Source organism: Rhodoferax sp. GW822-FHT04A08 (genome assembly GCF_058801025.1).
In genome coordinates this window covers 24,533-41,061 of sequence record NZ_JBXAMW010000008.1, presented here as the reverse complement: position 1 = coordinate 41,061, position 16,529 = coordinate 24,533, and the positions used below count along the sequence as shown (strand labels likewise).

The 16,529-nt window shown below is 53.9% G+C and carries 17 protein-coding genes and 3 pseudogenes; 12 read left to right on the top strand and 8 right to left on the bottom strand.

Annotated elements, in window-relative coordinates; translation table 11 throughout:
- Nucleotides 1–2 precede the first annotated feature (2 nt).
- The 8 genes and pseudogenes from AC1RMF_RS16030 to AC1RMF_RS15995 form a co-directional block, all read right to left on the bottom strand.
- Entirely contained in the window at nt 3–341 is a 339-nt protein-coding gene (locus tag AC1RMF_RS16030) for a YciI family protein (protein ID WP_493142652.1), read from the bottom strand.
- A 461-nt stretch (nt 342–802) separates the two neighbouring features.
- Nucleotides 803–1,327: pseudogene (locus tag AC1RMF_RS16025) on the bottom strand (IS3 family transposase); the annotation flags it as partial.
- Nucleotides 1,328–1,357: 30 nt separating this feature from the next.
- Nucleotides 1,358–1,633 (bottom strand): annotated as a pseudogene (locus AC1RMF_RS16020) (IS3 family transposase); the annotation flags it as partial.
- Between the two features lie 4 nt (nt 1,634–1,637).
- Nucleotides 1,638–1,819 (bottom strand): annotated as a pseudogene (locus tag AC1RMF_RS16015) (transposase); the annotation flags it as partial.
- 69 nt (nt 1,820–1,888) lie between these two features.
- Nucleotides 1,889–2,671: an ATP-binding cassette domain-containing protein gene (locus tag AC1RMF_RS16010; protein ID WP_493142650.1), complete on the bottom strand. Its 783-nt coding sequence runs from the start codon at nt 2,669–2,671 to the stop codon at nt 1,889–1,891.
- Entirely contained in the window at nt 2,668–3,741 is a 1,074-nt protein-coding gene (locus tag AC1RMF_RS16005; protein WP_493142648.1) for an ABC transporter permease, read from the bottom strand. Before AC1RMF_RS16005 ends, AC1RMF_RS16010 begins: the two co-directional genes overlap by 4 nt.
- 93 nt (nt 3,742–3,834) lie before the next feature.
- Nucleotides 3,835–4,815, bottom strand: a complete 981-nt coding sequence (locus AC1RMF_RS16000; RefSeq protein WP_493142646.1) for a sugar ABC transporter substrate-binding protein — start codon at nt 4,813–4,815, stop codon at nt 3,835–3,837.
- 242 nt (nt 4,816–5,057) lie between these two features.
- Nucleotides 5,058–6,074: a LacI family DNA-binding transcriptional regulator gene (locus AC1RMF_RS15995; RefSeq protein WP_493142644.1), complete on the bottom strand. Its 1,017-nt coding sequence runs from the start codon at nt 6,072–6,074 to the stop codon at nt 5,058–5,060.
- A gap of 366 nt (nt 6,075–6,440) precedes the next feature.
- Here AC1RMF_RS15995 and AC1RMF_RS15990 point away from each other — a divergent pair, with 366 nt between their 5' ends.
- From AC1RMF_RS15990 to AC1RMF_RS15935, 12 genes are all read left to right on the top strand, one after another.
- The gene (locus AC1RMF_RS15990; protein ID WP_493142642.1) at nt 6,441–7,451 is read left to right on the top strand and encodes a sterol desaturase family protein; all 1,011 of its coding nucleotides are present in this window, start codon (nt 6,441–6,443) and stop codon (nt 7,449–7,451) included.
- A 21-nt stretch (nt 7,452–7,472) separates the two neighbouring features.
- Nucleotides 7,473–7,784 carry a MocE family 2Fe-2S type ferredoxin gene (locus AC1RMF_RS15985; protein ID WP_493142640.1) on the top strand — a complete coding sequence of 104 codons (312 nt, stop codon included), beginning with the start codon at nt 7,473–7,475 and terminating at the stop codon, nt 7,782–7,784.
- Nucleotides 7,785–7,792: 8 nt separating this feature from the next.
- Nucleotides 7,793–8,581, top strand: a complete 789-nt coding sequence (locus AC1RMF_RS15980; protein ID WP_493142638.1) for a TIM barrel protein — start codon at nt 7,793–7,795, stop codon at nt 8,579–8,581.
- A 10-nt stretch (nt 8,582–8,591) separates the two neighbouring features.
- Nucleotides 8,592–9,398 (top strand): 3-methyl-2-oxobutanoate hydroxymethyltransferase, encoded by an 807-nt coding sequence (locus AC1RMF_RS15975; protein WP_493142636.1) that lies wholly within the window; start codon nt 8,592–8,594, stop codon nt 9,396–9,398.
- A gap of 75 nt (nt 9,399–9,473) precedes the next feature.
- Entirely contained in the window at nt 9,474–10,484 is a 1,011-nt protein-coding gene (gene iolG / locus AC1RMF_RS15970) for an inositol 2-dehydrogenase (RefSeq protein WP_493142634.1), read from the top strand.
- 30 nt (nt 10,485–10,514) lie between these two features.
- Nucleotides 10,515–11,360: a MurR/RpiR family transcriptional regulator gene (locus tag AC1RMF_RS15965; RefSeq protein ID WP_493142632.1), complete on the top strand. Its 846-nt coding sequence runs from the start codon at nt 10,515–10,517 to the stop codon at nt 11,358–11,360.
- Between the two features lie 36 nt (nt 11,361–11,396).
- Nucleotides 11,397–12,245 carry a formyltetrahydrofolate deformylase gene (gene purU, locus AC1RMF_RS15960; protein ID WP_493142630.1) on the top strand — a complete coding sequence of 283 codons (849 nt, stop codon included), beginning with the start codon at nt 11,397–11,399 and terminating at the stop codon, nt 12,243–12,245.
- On the top strand, nt 12,245–13,132 hold the full coding sequence (gene folD / locus AC1RMF_RS15955) for a bifunctional methylenetetrahydrofolate dehydrogenase/methenyltetrahydrofolate cyclohydrolase FolD (protein ID WP_493142628.1): 888 nt from the start codon (nt 12,245–12,247) through the stop codon (nt 13,130–13,132). The genes purU and folD overlap by 1 nt, the downstream gene beginning before the upstream one ends.
- A gap of 32 nt (nt 13,133–13,164) precedes the next feature.
- Nucleotides 13,165–14,400: an NAD(P)/FAD-dependent oxidoreductase gene (locus AC1RMF_RS15950; RefSeq protein WP_493142625.1), complete on the top strand. Its 1,236-nt coding sequence runs from the start codon at nt 13,165–13,167 to the stop codon at nt 14,398–14,400.
- Nucleotides 14,397–15,065: an SGNH/GDSL hydrolase family protein gene (locus AC1RMF_RS15945; RefSeq protein WP_493142624.1), complete on the top strand. Its 669-nt coding sequence runs from the start codon at nt 14,397–14,399 to the stop codon at nt 15,063–15,065. Before AC1RMF_RS15950 ends, AC1RMF_RS15945 begins: the two co-directional genes overlap by 4 nt.
- A gap of 12 nt (nt 15,066–15,077) precedes the next feature.
- On the top strand, nt 15,078–16,160 hold the full coding sequence (locus tag AC1RMF_RS15940) for a fatty acid desaturase family protein (protein WP_493142622.1): 1,083 nt from the start codon (nt 15,078–15,080) through the stop codon (nt 16,158–16,160).
- 22 nt (nt 16,161–16,182) lie between these two features.
- Nucleotides 16,183–16,494, top strand: a complete 312-nt coding sequence (locus AC1RMF_RS15935; RefSeq protein WP_493142620.1) for a MocE family 2Fe-2S type ferredoxin — start codon at nt 16,183–16,185, stop codon at nt 16,492–16,494.
- The last annotated feature ends 35 nt before the right edge of the window (nt 16,495–16,529 follow it).

Sequence of the window (16,529 nt, the reverse complement as noted above, 5' to 3'; positions counted from 1 at the left end):
CTTCAGGCAAAAATGTTGGTCCACTCACGCACCTCGTGAGATGCAACGATTCCGCCCTTGACGAACGGATCATTCGCGACGAATTCCTCCGCCGCTTCCTTGGTCTTGAAGACGCCCATTGAGCCGTGGTTTACAAGGTCGGCGTATGCACCGAAGGAGAGCAACGTCCCCTTTGCGAAAGAGGCTTGGGCGTGCGCCAAGTGGCCTGGGAAGAGCTCTTCGGCCTTGCCGAGAGCGACAGGGTTGGGCTTGTAGAAGAGCACATATTGGATCGAAGTCATGAAAGTGGTCCAGTTCGTTTGTAAAGCGGCTAATGCCGCGGCTTTGATTGGTCTAAACATTTCGTTTGTTATGTTTATCCCTGCAATGCTCAAAGCAACACCCGTGCCAGAATCTCGGGCCGCCTTTTCGCGTCAAGTTATCCAGTGTTCCCTAAATATGAATAAATATAGTGCAGATTGAGCACTAAATTCGAGCACACCGGTGGCTCTAGCACTCGAGTTGTGCGTCTTGTCAGCAAGCATTTAGATGCATCAATAACATTACAGTTGAAATGTTTAGCTGGTAAATTGGTTTGCCTTTGGTTCATGGCGCCACCTAGAAGGGCTTCATCTCTATGCCAAAAAATCTCTCGGACGCGCAGCTTGCGTCCTATATCTATGTGAGTTCCCTTGCCTGGGTTCTGTTCTATTTCATCCCGTACGACTAGATCCTTTGCAAGAACACTTTCGGCGGTCGGACGTCAATGTTGCCGCTGACCGAAAATTGACAGTCGGGGATGCGGCGTAAAACTTGGACTGGTTTATGCCGTAATCCCAAGGCTGGCCCGGTACTCCAAAGGGCAGAGCGATCCAAGGGAAATCTTGATCCGTTTTTCGCTGTACCAGCGGATATAGGAGTCCACCGTTGCCATGAATTGGTCAACCGATACGTCCTGCCAGTTTCGGGGATAAAACAACTCCGTTTTGAGCCTGCCGAAGAATCCCTCACAAGCCGCATTTTCTGGGGAGCAGCCCTTGCGTGACATTGAACGGATGAGCTTTGCATTACTCATTCGTGTGAGCCACCCGGGCCAACGGTAGTGACCGCCACGGTCAGAGTGAACGAGGGGGCGAGATTCTTTGCCTTTAACCGAATAAATGGCGGCATCAAGCATCGTATTCACTAACTCCGAGTCAGGCCGAGTGCCGATGGTCCAACTGACTACCAATCCATCGAAGCAGTCGATCATGGGGGAGAGATAGACCTTGCCTGCAGGGATCTGGAATTCTGTAATGTCGGTCAGCCATTTCTCATTGGGAGCGGCCGCCCGGAAGTCTCGGTTGAGTGGGCTGCTGCCGGTTCCGTGGACACCAACCTAAGCTTTTAAAGCTTCCTCAAACTGTATCGGACTTACGTACCCTAGCGTGGAATGCCGGCGCGTAGAGTTGTAGAACCGCTCGATGTAATCAAACACATCGGCGCGTGCCTGCTCTCGGGTTCGATAGACCTTTCTGGCTGTGCGCTCCGTCTTGAGCGAACTGAAGAAGCTCTCCATGGCCGAGTTGTCCCAGACTTCGCCCGCACGGCTCATGCTGCAGGTGATGCCCTGTTCTTTGAGTAGCTGCTGGAAGTGCTCGCTGGTGTACTGGGCGGATTCAACCGGTCGTCGCAACACCGGTTATGGAACGGATTTTAGATACTCGTTCAGTGCTTCTGCCGGTGTCTTCCAATTCAACGTCTTGCGTGGCCTGTTATTCAGGGTCAGTGCCACGGCTTGAACCTCTTGCTCACTCCACCGAGACAGGTCGGTGCCCTTGGGGAAGTATTGGCGCAACAACCATTTCCTCATGTCTCGTGGTTACCTCCAAATGTTCCTTATGACATAAATCATCGGCATGACTACGCTCTACAGGTGGCTTTCTATCTCTGCTTCAAGCTCGGCCATGGCCTCACCACCGGCCATCAGGTCGGTCACTTCAGCACGAGACCTCTCACCCTTGCGGAAATCGGCAGCTTTAGCTCCCCGGATAAGCACTGCAAAGTGGTCACCCACGGTGAGTGCGTGGATCACGTTGTGGGTAATGAAAATTACCGCTACGCCTTTCTTGCGAGCTTGCAGAACGATACGCAATACGTGAGCGGCCTCCTTAACACCGAGTGCAGCCGTGGGCTCGTCCAGAATCAGCACGCTCGCGCCAAAGTGCACAGCTCGAGCGATGGCTAGGGCCTGTCTTTCGCCTCCGGATAGTCCGCCAACCAATCGGTCGCCGTCGTCGATACGTGTGATGCCGAGTTGACGCATCTCGCGCACGGCAATATCGTTCGCTTTCTTTCGATCAAAAACTTCAAAGGGTCCCCAACGCTTTGTCGGCTCAGCCCCCACGAAGAAGGAGCGACCTATGCTCATGAGCGGAAAAGTTCCTCCGAACTGGTGCACAGTGGCGATACCGTTGTCGCTGGCGTCGCGTGGAGTATTGAAGTGCATGGGTCTTCCATTAATCAGCAGTTCGCCTGTAGTGGGTTTGTGCACACCAGACAAAATACGTATCAGGGTCGATTTACCCGCACCGTTGTCACCAAGAAGGCAGAGTATCTCGCCTGCATTGACTTCCAGATTGATGTCATGCAAAACGTCGATGGGGCCAAAGGACTTGTTGATTCCCGAGAGTTTGAGCAGTGGCGTGGTCATTTGCTTTCTTTCGCTTTTGCACGTGGTGTGGCGTGGGTCAGCGCCATGGTGCGGAAGGTGTTGTTCAGGAGCACAGCAGCCAGCAGCAGCACGCCGATAATCAAACTGGCCCAGTTGGCATCGAAGCCGGTGTAGTAGATGCCTTGATTCACAATGGCGAAGGTCATGGTGCCAAGAACGATGCCAATTGCCGAACCGTAGCCACCGGTCAGCATAACTCCACCAATTACCACCGCAATGATGGAGTTGAAGATGAATGATTGTCCTGCCGAAACCTGGGCGCTGTTATAGAGTATGGCTTGGCACATGCCAACAAAGGCGGAGCAGACCCCGCTGCCCATGTAGAGCGCGATATTGAGTTTTTCCGTCGGAATGCCAGCATTTCGGGCGCTTATTTTGTCGCCACCCAAAGCCAGAATCCAGTTGCCATATTTGGAGTGGCTCAGGATGAAATCTACCAACACCATGGCGGCAAGCCACCAAAGCAGGATCACCTCAAACTTGCCGTCAATGAAATCGCCAAAAAGCATCTTGCTTATGGGGTCGCTCTTCAAAGCCACGCTGGTGCTTCCCGCCAAAATCACAGAGAGACCCAAAGTCAGACCAGCCACTGCAAACAATGTTCCCAAGGTCACCACAAACGAAGGCAGATCGGTTCGTACAATCAGATAGCCGTTAAGAAAACCGACGGCTAGACCCAAACCAAGAGATGCTGCAATACCTACCGGCAAGGGCAAGCCGTAGTGGCCAGAGACGATGGCGATGGTCATGGAACTTGCCGGAATCACGCTGCCGACAGACAGGTCGAGGTGGCCGGCAATCATCAGAAGGCCAACCGGCAGGGCAATGATGCCCAATTCAGCGGCAACGTTCAGCCAACTGGCAGCACCGCTGATTGTTAGAAATGTTTGGCCGCCAAAAATCGTAAAAAATACGAAGACTGACAGTAGGCCGATGAACGACCCCGTCTCAGGGCGTCTAAACAAGTTGCCCAGGGATACCTTGGGCGTATCGGCGCTTACTTTCGCCGATGTGCTTGTGGCCGGGGCCGAGAAATGATTCGAGTTCATGGGAAATCGTGTTTCCAAAGTAGGAAGAGTGGGAACTTGTCCGCTAAGCGCGCAACGAACCAGCTTTAAGGCTGGCTCGTCAGCCTAGAAGGATTAGCGTGCGCCAGCCGCTGCGCCAGCCAATGTGGCAGACACGTTGGAGGCGTCAACAATGCCTGGTCCAGTCAAAATTGGCGACGTCGCCACCTTGAGGCCGTATTGCACATAACTGTTAAGCATGGACACGGAAAGGAAACCCTGGAGGTAGGGCTGCTGGTCGATACAGAAGAGCTGGGTTCCTTCCTTGATGCGCTGCAAATTGGTTGCATCCATATCGAAGGCCGCAAGCTTGACCTGTTTGACAACTCCAGCTTGGTTGATAGCGGTGGCGGCGCTGTTAGCATCACCAGCACTAATAGTGATCACGCCATCAATGGTCTTGTCCTTTTGTAGAGCAGCCTTAATGGCTTGTGCTACGGCAGTTGGATTGCCAAAGCTCGATGAGGGCAGAGGCAGCTGTGAGGACTTGCCACTGATCTTTGCGATGCCGTCTGCGACTCCTTTGCAACGCGCTTCGGTATTGTTCGCACCAGGCAGCGTGTTCACACACAGTACGTTCTTGGAGCCGTGAGATCCATAGTATTCTCCTCCACCTACGCCGGCGGCATACTCTTCATTCCCCACATAATTCTGCGCGCCTAGGCGCTTGACCGCGTCCATGCCGCCAGAGTTGTAAATGATCAGGGGTACACCGGCAGCCACCACTTCTTTGAAAGCGGCATCCATTGCCTCAGGTACCCAGTCCGGGCCAACAATTGCATCGGGTTTTTGGCTCAATGCCGTGCGAATCAGCTTGGCGGCATCTGCGCCCAAGTTGTCGTAATTTTGTGGGCCTAACCAAGTCACACTGCCTCCCGATGCCTTGACTACCAAGGCCGCATCGTCTGCGCCCTTTTTTACTTTTGACCAAAATGGGTCGTCTGCCTTACCGCCGATCACAAAGATCTTGGGGCCTGCTGCCAGGGATGCCGAAGCGGTGGTTGCGGCAATGACGGCCAAGGCGGCCAGCTTGAATACGCGGTTAAGGGATGTCATGTCTATCTCCTCTGTGGGGGCAACTTGGGTTGAAAAAATGCTGTAAACCGATACTTGTGGCCGAACTGCCTTTGAATTGCAACCGGGTGCATTGACTTTAGCCAAGAAAAACGCAGCTGTTTGTAGGTGTTTTCCCGTAAATTCATTTCTAAATGCCGTTAGATAAGAATAAATATTTCCATTGGGTGGCGGATGCATTGCACCCGATGGCGAACCGGGCAAGCTCCCTTGAGGGCAAGGGTTTAGTCTCGGCGGCGATGTGACGCCCGCAGCACCAGTGATCCGGGTGCCATGGGCACCTTGGTTTGCGCAGTTTGAGGCTCAACTATTAGGCGAATCGCCTCGCGCACCAAGTAATCCACTGGCTGGCGGAAGGTTGTCAGCTCGTAGCTGGGGGAAGAAGCCATCTCAATATCGTCAAAGCCCACGATGGCGATCTTGCGCTGCGCGTTGGCCGCCACCAGCGCATCCATGGCACCAATAGCCAGGATATCGCTCTCGCAAAACAGCGCCTCCAGACGCTGCTCGCGTGGGGTGGATTCCAAGTAGCGCTGCAGCGCCTGCATACCTTGTTCGCGCCGGTAGTGTGCGGTTTCGATCACTGGCCCCAGGGCAATGCCACAGGCCTGTAACCGGTCGCGAAATCCCTCCATTCGGCGCAGCTCGGTGCGCTCGGATAGGGGGCCGGCCATGTAGCCGATACGCCGGTAGCCCTCGGCCATGAACAGGTCGGCTATTTCGGTGCCCGCAGCATATCCATCGGTGCTGACAAATGGGATATCAGCCAACCCGCTGTAGCGCTGGATCACCACCAGCGGGATGTGCTTGATGTGCCGGGCCAACTCAACCAGCGCGTGGGTCAGCGTGGTGCCCATGAAGATGATGCCGTCCACCTGGAACTGATCGGCTAGGCGCAGCGCCGTAGTCGGGCTGTACTCCGGGCTGACGTTGAGCAGAAGGGTGCTCAGTCCCCGCGCCTGCAATTGTCGGGTGGCCTCGTTGAGGGTGCGCAGCTGGTTTGGGTTGCCCAGTTCGTCTGCAACCAGTGCGATCAGGCCGCTGGTGCGGGTGGACAGACTACGCGCTAGCAGATTTGGGGAGTAACCCATTTCGGTAGACAACCGGCGGATACGCTCGCGAACAGCGGGTGCGATGGAGGCGCCGTCAGTGAATGCGCGCGATACGGTCCATTTGGAAACGCCTGCGCGTTCGGCCACATCAGTGGCAGTAACCTTTTTATTTGGTTTCTCTTTGTTCATATCCATCGTGCTGCTGAACTTGCGGCTGCGTCCCCATTTTCTGCCAAGTATCTATTCTCAGGTGGATTGCGGCCCGGCACGGGCATTTCAGGAGACAACGCCTATCTGCTGCAAATTTGCGCACAATGCACCTGGTAGCAAAAACATGTCAGTTAGTGAAAACCCTCAGAGAAATTGAAATTTACCTGTGTAATGATGTGTCAATTGGAAATTTTCTTCGAAATTGCGAATTTGATAGCAAATTGTTTCAAGGGGAATTTCCAAAAAAATCAACCTTCTGTGCACCCGGTTGCAATATCGGACTGACAGATTCAGTGGACAGGTCCCATGGCGATAAGTCACCGGGACAACCAAAGCCGTAAAGGAATGGACATGGACGACACACAATTAGGTAAGCGTAATAGGCGCGGGGACTGGGCTCCCTATGCTGCACTAGAGGCTGCGCCCGTGTGGGTTCGGCCATTGAACCTGCACAAAATCCTGCACTGGTTGGTCTCATATATCTGGCCATGGAATGCCTTCCATATGGCTACTGCGCTGGCTTACTGGTATTTCGTGGTGCCAGATGTTCAAACAATGAAGGTTGTGCAGTGGGGCTGGGCATTGCGCCTTTATGCTGTCAATGCGTTTGCCATTTTCATGTTTTACGGCTATTTCGAATGGCAGCTCTATGTGCGGCGCGAGCAAGGAACGGCCTTTAAATACAACGGCAAATTTCCGGCTGACAACCCATCCGATGTGTTCTGGTTCAAAAGCCAGAACATCGACAACTTTCTGCGCAGCTTTCTAATCTCCATCCCTTTGTGGACTGTGGTGGAAGTATTCATGCTGTGGTGCTTTGCCAATGGATACGCTCCCTGGCTGTTGTGGTCCGAGCACCCCTACTGGCTGGCAATCACCGTGCTGCTGGTGCCGGCCATTCACGAGGCACACTTTTTCTGCATCCATACTGCCATTCACACACGTCTGGGTTACAAGTGGATTCACGCCATCCACCACAACTCGGTCAACCCGACACCATGGTCTTCACTCTCGATGCACCCGGTGGAGGCCTTCTTGTACCACGCAGTCGCGCTCTGGTACTTGCTGATTCCGTCCAACCCAATCGTGGCGCTATTTGCACTGCACGTAGCCGGCTTTGGTGCGCTGAATGGTCACATTGGTTTTGACAAAGTGAAGGTCTCAGAAGACAAGTCCTTCAAAAGCCACGCATACGCCCACTACTTGCATCACAAACATTTCGAGGTCAACTACGGGGGGGACCAACTCGTCCCGCTCGATTTGCTGTTTGGTACATGGCACGACGGCTCACCAGAAGGTGAGGCTCGCATGCAGGAACGATTTGCCAAAAAACGCGCCAAACTCAACGCGCAGTAGAGCCACAAAGGAGAGAAAAGCATGCCCCAATGGATTAGCGCCTGCGATACCGACGCAATAGAGCTAGAGGAAGTCATCCGCTTCGATCACGCAAGTCAAACCTTCGCGATCTATCGCAGCCCTGATGACCAGTTCTATTGCACATCTGGCCTGTGCACGCATGAAAAGGTTCACCTGGCCGACGGACTGGTAATGGACCACGAAATAGAGTGCCCCAAGCACAGCGGTGCATTTGACTACCGCACGGGAGAGGCACGGCGCTCACCGGCTTGCGTCAACTTGAAAACCTTTTCCACCAAGGTCGAAAACGGCCGCATCTATATAGAAGTCTGAATACCCACATGTCCAACGCTTTCACTCTTGCAGCCTGCGCCGAAATGCTGTGGCGTGACAAACCCATGGAATGGCGTATCAAACGCCTCACAGAAATGGGATTTCAGGTTGGTCTGTGGAACTGGCCCGAGCACGACCTTGCCATGCTGGAAAAGTCGGGCGCCACATTCTCCATCATGAACGGCTACCTGCGCGGGAGGTTGACTGATGAGGAAGGCGCAACGGAACTGTTGCGCACCGCGCGTGAAACCGCGCTGGTTGGAAAACGCCTGGGCGTGGCTCGGTTGAACCTGCATGGTACTGGCTTGGGCGATGGCGGCTTGCCAGTAATACCGTGCCACCTGACTACCGGATCTATGTGGCTGAAGGCGTGCGAGACATTAGTACGCATTGCCGATTTGGCAGAAGAGGAAGGAGTGACTTTTACGCTGGAAAACCTGAACCTGCCGGTGGACCATCCCGGTGTGCCCTTTGGGCGGGCAGAAGACACGTTGGCTTTGGTGTCTTCCGTCAATCACCCTCGCCTGCGCCTAAATCTGGACCTTTACCACGCCCAAATTGGAGAGGGCAATCTGGTAGAGCTGTGCCGCCGCTGTATGCCATGGATTGGCGAGGTGCAGGTGGCCGATGTGCCGGGCCGCATGGAGCCAGGCACTGGAGAGATCAATTACGCCGGCATTGCGCGGGCTTTGTTCGCTATGGGATACCGAGGCCCCGTTGGTATGGAAGCCTTTGCATCGGGAGATCCCGAGTCCGCACTTGAGGCATTTCGCGGTGCCTTCACCATTTTTCATTGAGGAGTTACTCATGTATCACAAACGTCCTACTGTTGCAGACATACGCGCGATGAAAGCGTGTGGGGAAAAAATCTCCATGCTCTATGTCACTACTACCGAAGAGGCCGCCGCGGCAGCGGCTGCCGGTATCCATGTGCTCTCCATTGAGGGTAGGTTCTTCAACCCTGAAATGCGTTCTGCAGCAGGAAACTGCTTTGTGCAGGTGGGACTACCCTATGGCCCGTACGGCAACTTGATCAGTGCAGAAGACTATCTGAGAGAGGCCTATCGCTATATGCGCATTGGCGGCGATTGTGTTTACTGTGCGGCTTCGCTGGACATACAAAAAGCCCTATGCGACAACGCAGTGCCAGTGGTTGCACACGTTGGGTTGATACCATCCCAATGCACTTGGACCGGTGGATTCAAGGCAGTGGGAAAGACAGCTGCCAGTGCCAGAATGGTGTGGGAGCATGTGCAGCGACTAGAGGCTATTGGTTGTTTTGGTGCAGAGCTGGAAGTGGTTCCAGACCGGGTAGCGGAATTTATCACCAAGAACACCTCCATGATCATGCTGGGTATGGGGGCAGGGCCCCACGCTGACGCACAGTACCTGTTCAGTGAAGACGTTTTAGGCCACACCGCAGGTCATAAGCCCCGCCACGGAAAAACTTACCGCAACTTTGCAGCAGAGTTTCAGCGCCTGCAGCTGGAACGCATTTCCGCCTTCAAGGAATTTATCGCGGATGTAAACGATGGTCACTATCCAGCACCTGAGCACTGCGTACCCATTAGCGACGCAGAATTCGAATCATTTCTATCGCAGCTGGACTCCTAACAATAGAAACAGGAAATTCATCCTGTTTATTTCCCTGAATCACCTACTCTTTCATCCTCCAAAGGAATACTACAAATGTTGAAAATTGGTCTCTTAGGTGCTGGGCGTATTGGCAATGTGCACGCGAAGAGTATTACTAGGCATGCCAATTGCCAGTTGGTTGCCATCTCTGATGTCAATATGGCCGCCGCTGAAAGGCTCGCCGCCACCTGTGGCGCTGTGGCCCGCTCCACGCAAGACATCATCGCCGATGCTTCAATAGATGCCGTGCTGATTGCAACATCAACCGACACCCACTCCAATCTAATTGAAGCCGCCACAGCTGCAGGCAAAGCGGTGTTGTGTGAAAAGCCGGTTGATCTGGATTTGAAACGTGCTTTAGCGTGTCAGGTCGCAGTGGCCGCCACAGGACGCCCCGTCATGATCGGCTTCAACCGCCGATTTGATCCCAACTTTGCTGCACTCAAACGCGCCTTTGACGCAGGCGAAATCGGCCAAGGAGAGCTGTTGTCAATTTCCTCTTTCGATCCCTCACCACCACCTGTGTCTTATATCAATGTTTCGGGCGGTCTGTTCCGTGACATGGCCATCCATGACTTCGACATGGCATGCTGGATTTTTGGGGAATTGCCGGCCAGCGTGTCGGCGGTGGGATCGAGTATCGTGGACCCGGCCATTGGCCTGGCTGGAGACGTAGACACCGCAGTTATCACTTTGCGGTTTGCCGACGGCCGAATTGCGGTCATTAAGAACAGTCGTCGCGCCGTATACGGCTATGACCAGCGAGTGGAACTGCTAGGTTCCGAGGGCTTGCTTTCAGCTGGCAACGTGATTGAGAACACAGTCACTAAACTCACCACGCTTGGAGCCACCAGTGCAAAACCCGAGTTCTTCTTCCTGGAGCGCTACATGCGCGCCTATGAAGCCGAGTGGCAGGCCTTTGTCGCATCCATGGAATCCGGCGTGGCCATACCCGTGACACTGAAGGACGGCGTCAATGCGCTCGCAGTTGCCGAAGCGGCCACACTTTCTCACCAGACTGGTGCGCCTGTGACGCTCAAGGATGGCAAGCCTGTTCAGTCCTAAGCCACCCCTATAACTTGCAATACGCAGACTATGCCCACCGCATCCATTGCATTGCATCAGTCCTTGGTGAACCCACACCCCACCTGGTGGGATTTGGCAGCGCCAAACATTGCTGAGCCAAGCCGTCTGGAGTCCCGCCTCAATCTGGACTTGCCCAGCTTGAGCCCAAGGCTTAGGGCGGTAGCCAAGTATTGTCTGGCGCATGCACGACGCCTGCACCTATGCCGTATTCAGGATGTAGCACAGGAATGTGATACCAATCCGGCCACCGTGGTGCGTCTGGCAAAGCGTTACGGCTTTCGTGGCTATCTGGACTTCAAAATGGCCTTCTTGGTGTCGCAGAGTAGTACAAACACATTCATCAAATCTGAGTGCATAAATGCGCATCGAGCAGAATCCGTCATGGGCTACTGCAGACGCTCCATTTCCCGGTTGGAAGCTACCTGGAAAGATCAGGCATTGCTTTCAGCTGTGAACGCGTTGCGGCACGCTAAAACTGTCTGGATACTTTGCACGGACGAAACCGGACAGATTGCGAAGTGCTACGCAGAGCTATTGCGATTGGCCGGCTTAGAAGTTCAACAAAAGGGAATGGAAAGCGGCACCCATCAATATGAACGGTTGCTTAGGGTTGGCGATGCAATTCTATTCATATCGCTGATGTTGTACAGCAAGGGATACCTAGATGCGATAACCATGGCGGAGCGCCATGGTCTAGCGATTGTGGTCGTAGCTGATCACCTAAAGGACGTTGCTCTACCCGCCCCGAACGCCCACTTGACCGTGGCCGAATTGGGCATCGGTATGCAAGGTACATCTGCAGCCTTGGTACTCGCCCAGGCAGTTTACTGCGCGCGCATTACTTCCGGTGATTAAACCCTTCAACTCACTAATAAACGAAGAAATATTTATATGCTGACCTCTTTTGTTCTAACACTGTCTTGCCCAGATGCGCCAGGAATTGTCCACGCAGTATCGGGCTTGCTGTATCAATATGGTGCCAACATTGAGGAGGCAGCTCAATTCAATGACCAAGCCACCCGCCTATTTTTCATGCGTGTGCAATTCGCATGCGACGGGAGCGCCGAAGAGACGGTGCACACCGCCTTGCAAGACCTGGCGCAAACCTGGTCCATGCAGCTCTCATTGCACCGGGTTGATCGCCGCATACCAACCATCATTATGGTCAGCCAGCACGGGCACTGCATCAATGATTTGTTGTTCCGTTGGAAGAGCGGCTTGCTGCCGGTGGAAATACGCGGAATCATCAGCAACCACCGCGAGTTCTACCAACTTGCTGCAAGCTACAACATTCCTTTTCATCATATCCCCGTCACCGCCGCGACTAAGGCTGAGGCGGAAGCACGTCAACTAGATCTGATGCACGCGGAAGGAGCTGAGCTGGTGGTGCTCGCGCGATATATGCAGGTGTTGTCTGATTCCATGTGCCGTGCGCTCAACGGCCGCGCCATCAATATTCATCACAGCTTCCTTCCTAGCTTCAAGGGCGCCCGGCCATACTATCAAGCCCACGATCGGGGCGTAAAACTGATTGGTGCTACGGCGCACTACGTCACTGCAGATTTGGACGAGGGGCCCATCATTGAGCAAGATGTGGCGCGTGCCGATCACGCTATGGGGCCTGAACATCTCACCACTATTGGCCGCGACACCGAAAGCCAGGTGTTAGCCCGCGCAGTGAAGTGGCATGCCGAGCATCGCGTGCTGCTCAATGGGCACCGCACGGTGGTGTTCAGATGATGCAAGTGTGCTCCTCATTTGCCGCACAGATCATCGACGGCAACGCCCTCTCCGTCAATACCCGCACAGACGTCGCCCGCCGCACCGCCGCGCTGACCCAATGCGGCCTGACTCCCGGCCTGGCGGTCGTGCTGGTTGGAGAAAATCCGGCCTCGCAGGTGTATGTTCGCAACAAGGTCAAGGCCTGTGGCGATGCCGGTCTGCACTCCGTATTGGAGCGTTACCCCGCGACCATGACCGAAGCCGAACTGCTGGAGCGCATCGATGCGCTCAATCACGACCACAGCATCCATGGCATTCTGGTGCAACTGCCGTTGCCCTCCCACATGGATGCCCACAAGGTGATTGAAGCCATTTCCCCGGACAAAGATGTGGATGGCTTTCATGTGTCGAGTGCCGGAGCCCTGATGGTCGGACAGCCAGGCTTTTGGCCCTGCACACCGTATGGCTGCATGAAGATGCTGGAGAGCATTGGCTACAACTTGCGTGGCAAACACGCGGTCGTAATTGGGCGCAGCAACATCGTTGGCAAACCCATGGCCATGATGCTGCTGGCGCAAAACGCCACCGTCACCATCTGCCACAGCGCCACCGCCAACCTCAAGGAAATGACGCTGCAAGCCGATGTAATAGTGGCTGCCGTGGGCAAGCGCAATGTACTGACCGCCGACATGGTAAAGCCCGGCGCCGTGGTGCTGGACGTGGGCATGAACCGCAATGACGAAGGCAAGCTGTGCGGCGATGTGGATTACGCAGGTGTCAGCCAGGTGGCGGGCTACATCACCCCAGTACCTGGTGGTGTAGGGCCCATGACGATCGCCATGCTTCTGGTCAATACGCTAGAAGCTGCGGAACGAACGTATTCCAAATCGTCGACTTTGGTTTAGTCCAATTTCCTACATAAGACTATTAAAGTACCATGGACTCATCAGAACACAGCTCTATTCTCATCGTGGGCGCAGGCCATTGCGGAGGACGGAGCGCGCAGTATTTGCGCGAATTTGGCTTTGCCGGACGGATTGACTTGGTTGGTAACGAATCCAGTTTGCCCTACGAGCGGCCGCCGCTTTCAAAAGATGTTCTAACTGGTACAAAGCGTTTAGACGAGCTTGACTTCATGACCTCGCAGACTTTAGAGAGGCTCACAGTAACCCGCCGTTTTGCATCAGTGTTGTCCATCGACACAGCAAGTAACAGTGCCCAGCTATCCACCGGCGAACGAGTCGGTTATGGCGCATTGCTGTTCGCAAATGGTGGTAGTCCCAGGCGACTTGACATATCCGGAGGGAACCTGCCTGGTGTACTGACATTACGCGGCAAGGAAGATGCATTGCGTCTGGCCGAGCGGCTGAAGGCTGGTCAACACATCGTCATTATTGGTGGCGGTTTTATTGGCTTGGAGGTGGCAGCATCAGCGCGCAAGCTGAACTGTGAGGTGACCCTCTTCGAACGAGGCTCTCAGCTAATGAGTAGAGCCGTACCGTCGCCCATTGCTGAGAGAGTCAAGGTTTTGCATGAGTCCAGAGGCGTAAGGTTGTACTCCAATGTAAGTCCAACACACATCACACAAGACGGCGATAAATTGGCATTGGCTATGTCAAATGGCACGACGGTGGTAGCCGACACCGTGGTGTTGGGCATTGGTATCGAGCCTTGTGTGGGCATTGCTCGGGCTGCGGGAGTTCGAGTTGTACGAGGCATTCTTGTAGATAGCCAACTCCGCACCAATGTAGCCAATATTTTTGCGGCTGGTGATGTTGCTGAATTTCCAAGTTCGATTTCGGGAGTTTTGATGCGGCATGAGAGTTGGCAAAACGCAGAGTCACAAGCACGCGTTGTTGCGCAAAATCTGATAGGTGGTCAAGTCGCTCTTACTGAAAAACCCTGGTTTTGGTCAGATCAATATGACTATCAATTGCAGGTCAGTGGTGAACCTTCTGCAGGAGTTATCTCGGTAGCGCGTGAACAGGAAGAAGGAGATCTGATCATCTTCTATCTAGATGACAACAGTAGGATTGTGGGTGCGTGCGGTTGGGGATTGACTGTTCGTATCGCAAGGGAATTGAAAATTGCCCGAGTGCTGGTAGAACGCGACACATTTGCCAGTGCAGAAGTGTTGGCCAACCCATCAACACGGCTTAAGTCCCTGCTATGAAGAGTCTTTTGTGTTTTGGTGACTCCAACACCCACGGTACCGTTCCCATGCACTCCAGAGATGAGGTGTCTCGTTACAGCTTTGGTCAGCGGTGGCCTGGCCTAGTGCAAGCTGCGTTGGGAGGAGGTTGGTGGGTAATCGAAGAAGGGCTTCCGGGGCGCACCAGCTCCTTCGACGATCCCGAAGAGGGAAAGAACCGCAATGCGTTGCGTTACTGGGAGGCCTGTCTCCAGAGTCACCGACCGGTGGACGCGATTGTCATCATGTTGGGTACTAACGACCTGAAAGCCAGGTTCATGGCCACGCCCGAGCGGATTGGCGAAGGCGTGTCTTCGTTAGTCGACGTTGCTCTCGCAAACACGCCGCCTGAAGATAGTCACCCTTACATCCTGGTGGTTACGCCCGCTCCGATTCGTGAAGTGGGGTTCTTTCGTGAAATTTTTGCTGGCGGACAAGGAATATCACAGATGCTTTCCACGGAATTCTCAAAGCTTGCGTTGCGAAAGGGTGTGCAGGTTCTGCACGCCGGAGACCATTGTGAGGTAAGCGGTTTGGATGGAATCCATCTTGACGCTGATGCACATGCGCAACTGGCGCGCGCTATTTCAGCCACTATTCAAAAGGTGTTCTCCGAGAGGGAACGTACACAAGACCTAATTCAATAGGAAACCGCATTCATGAATACTTCTTCTATGACACACCAAATCACCCCCCGCACCCGCGATGACTATCAACTTATAGGAGGGGTGGGCGAACGGGCGATGGCGGCCAAACTGGTTAATGCCGATTGGTATAAATGCTCTGTACCTCGCCAAGTGATGAAAGGTCTGATGCAACGCGATGATGTCCACGCAATTCGTGACACGGCACTTTGGTACACGCTCATTCTCAGTGCCGGTGCGTTGTTCGCGTATGGCTGGAATGCTGGTTGGAGTGCAGCTACCTTGTTTGCCGCTTACTTTGTTTATGCCACCCTGTATTGCGGTCCGGCCGACAGCCGCTGGCACGAGTCTAGTCACGGAACTGCATTCAAGACACGTTGGCTCAATGACGTGCTATACCAATGCGCCTCTTTTCAGGTTCTGCGTCGCCCGACGAGATGGCGCTGGAGCCATGCACGTCACCACACTGACACCTTAATAACTGGTCGAGACCCTGAGATAGCTGCGCCTGTACCAATTGATTTGGTTGGAACCCTACTGAATGTATTCGCCATAAAGCACGGTCCCAAGGAATTGTTGGCAGTGTTGTATAACGCGATTGGTAAAATTAGCGCGGACGAAAAAACCTTTGTCCCTGAGATGGAGTGGCGCCGAATGGTGCGAGAGGCACGCCTGTGGGTGCTGGCGTACGCCACCATTCTAGGCAGCGGTATTGCCTTGCATAGCTGGCTTCCAGTGCTTTTTTTAGGCCTGCTGCCAGGGATGCTGGGCGCATGGTTTTACAACTACACTGGTCTTACTCAGCATGCCGGGCTGCCGGAAAATGTGCTGGATCACCGTCTCAACAGCCGAACTGTCTACATGAACCCATTGCTGCGTTTCATGTACTGGAACATGAATTACCACATCGAGCACCACATGTTCCCAATGGTGCCATACCATCAATTGCCCAAACTCCATGATGTCATCAAGGCCGACTGCCCGCCCCCTTTCCAAAGCTCGATCGAGGCCTATCGGGAAATACTGCCTTCAATGTGGAGACAGCTGAGCGACCCATACTACTTTGCAACCCGCACCCTTCCTAAGTCCGCTGTCTAATTACCGTTATGAAAGATAAACCATGAGCCAATGGATTCCTGCCTGTGCGTTTGATGATATTGAAGAGGAAGACGTTATCCGCTTTGACCATTCTGGCCACACGTATGCGATTTACCGTTTCAACGATAAGGTCTATGTCACTGACGGACTTTGCACCCACGAGCATGTGCATTTGTGCGACGGTCTTGTGATGGAGCATGTCATCGAATGCCCCAAGCACAACGGTCGCTTTGATATACGCGATGGCCGTGCCCTCGGTGCGCCTGTATGCGTCAACCTGAAAATCTATGTATCCAAGGTTGATGGTGGTAATGTTTTTATTCAGATTGATTGAACGTTAGTCTCAATTCGATCACGATGTTAACCGAG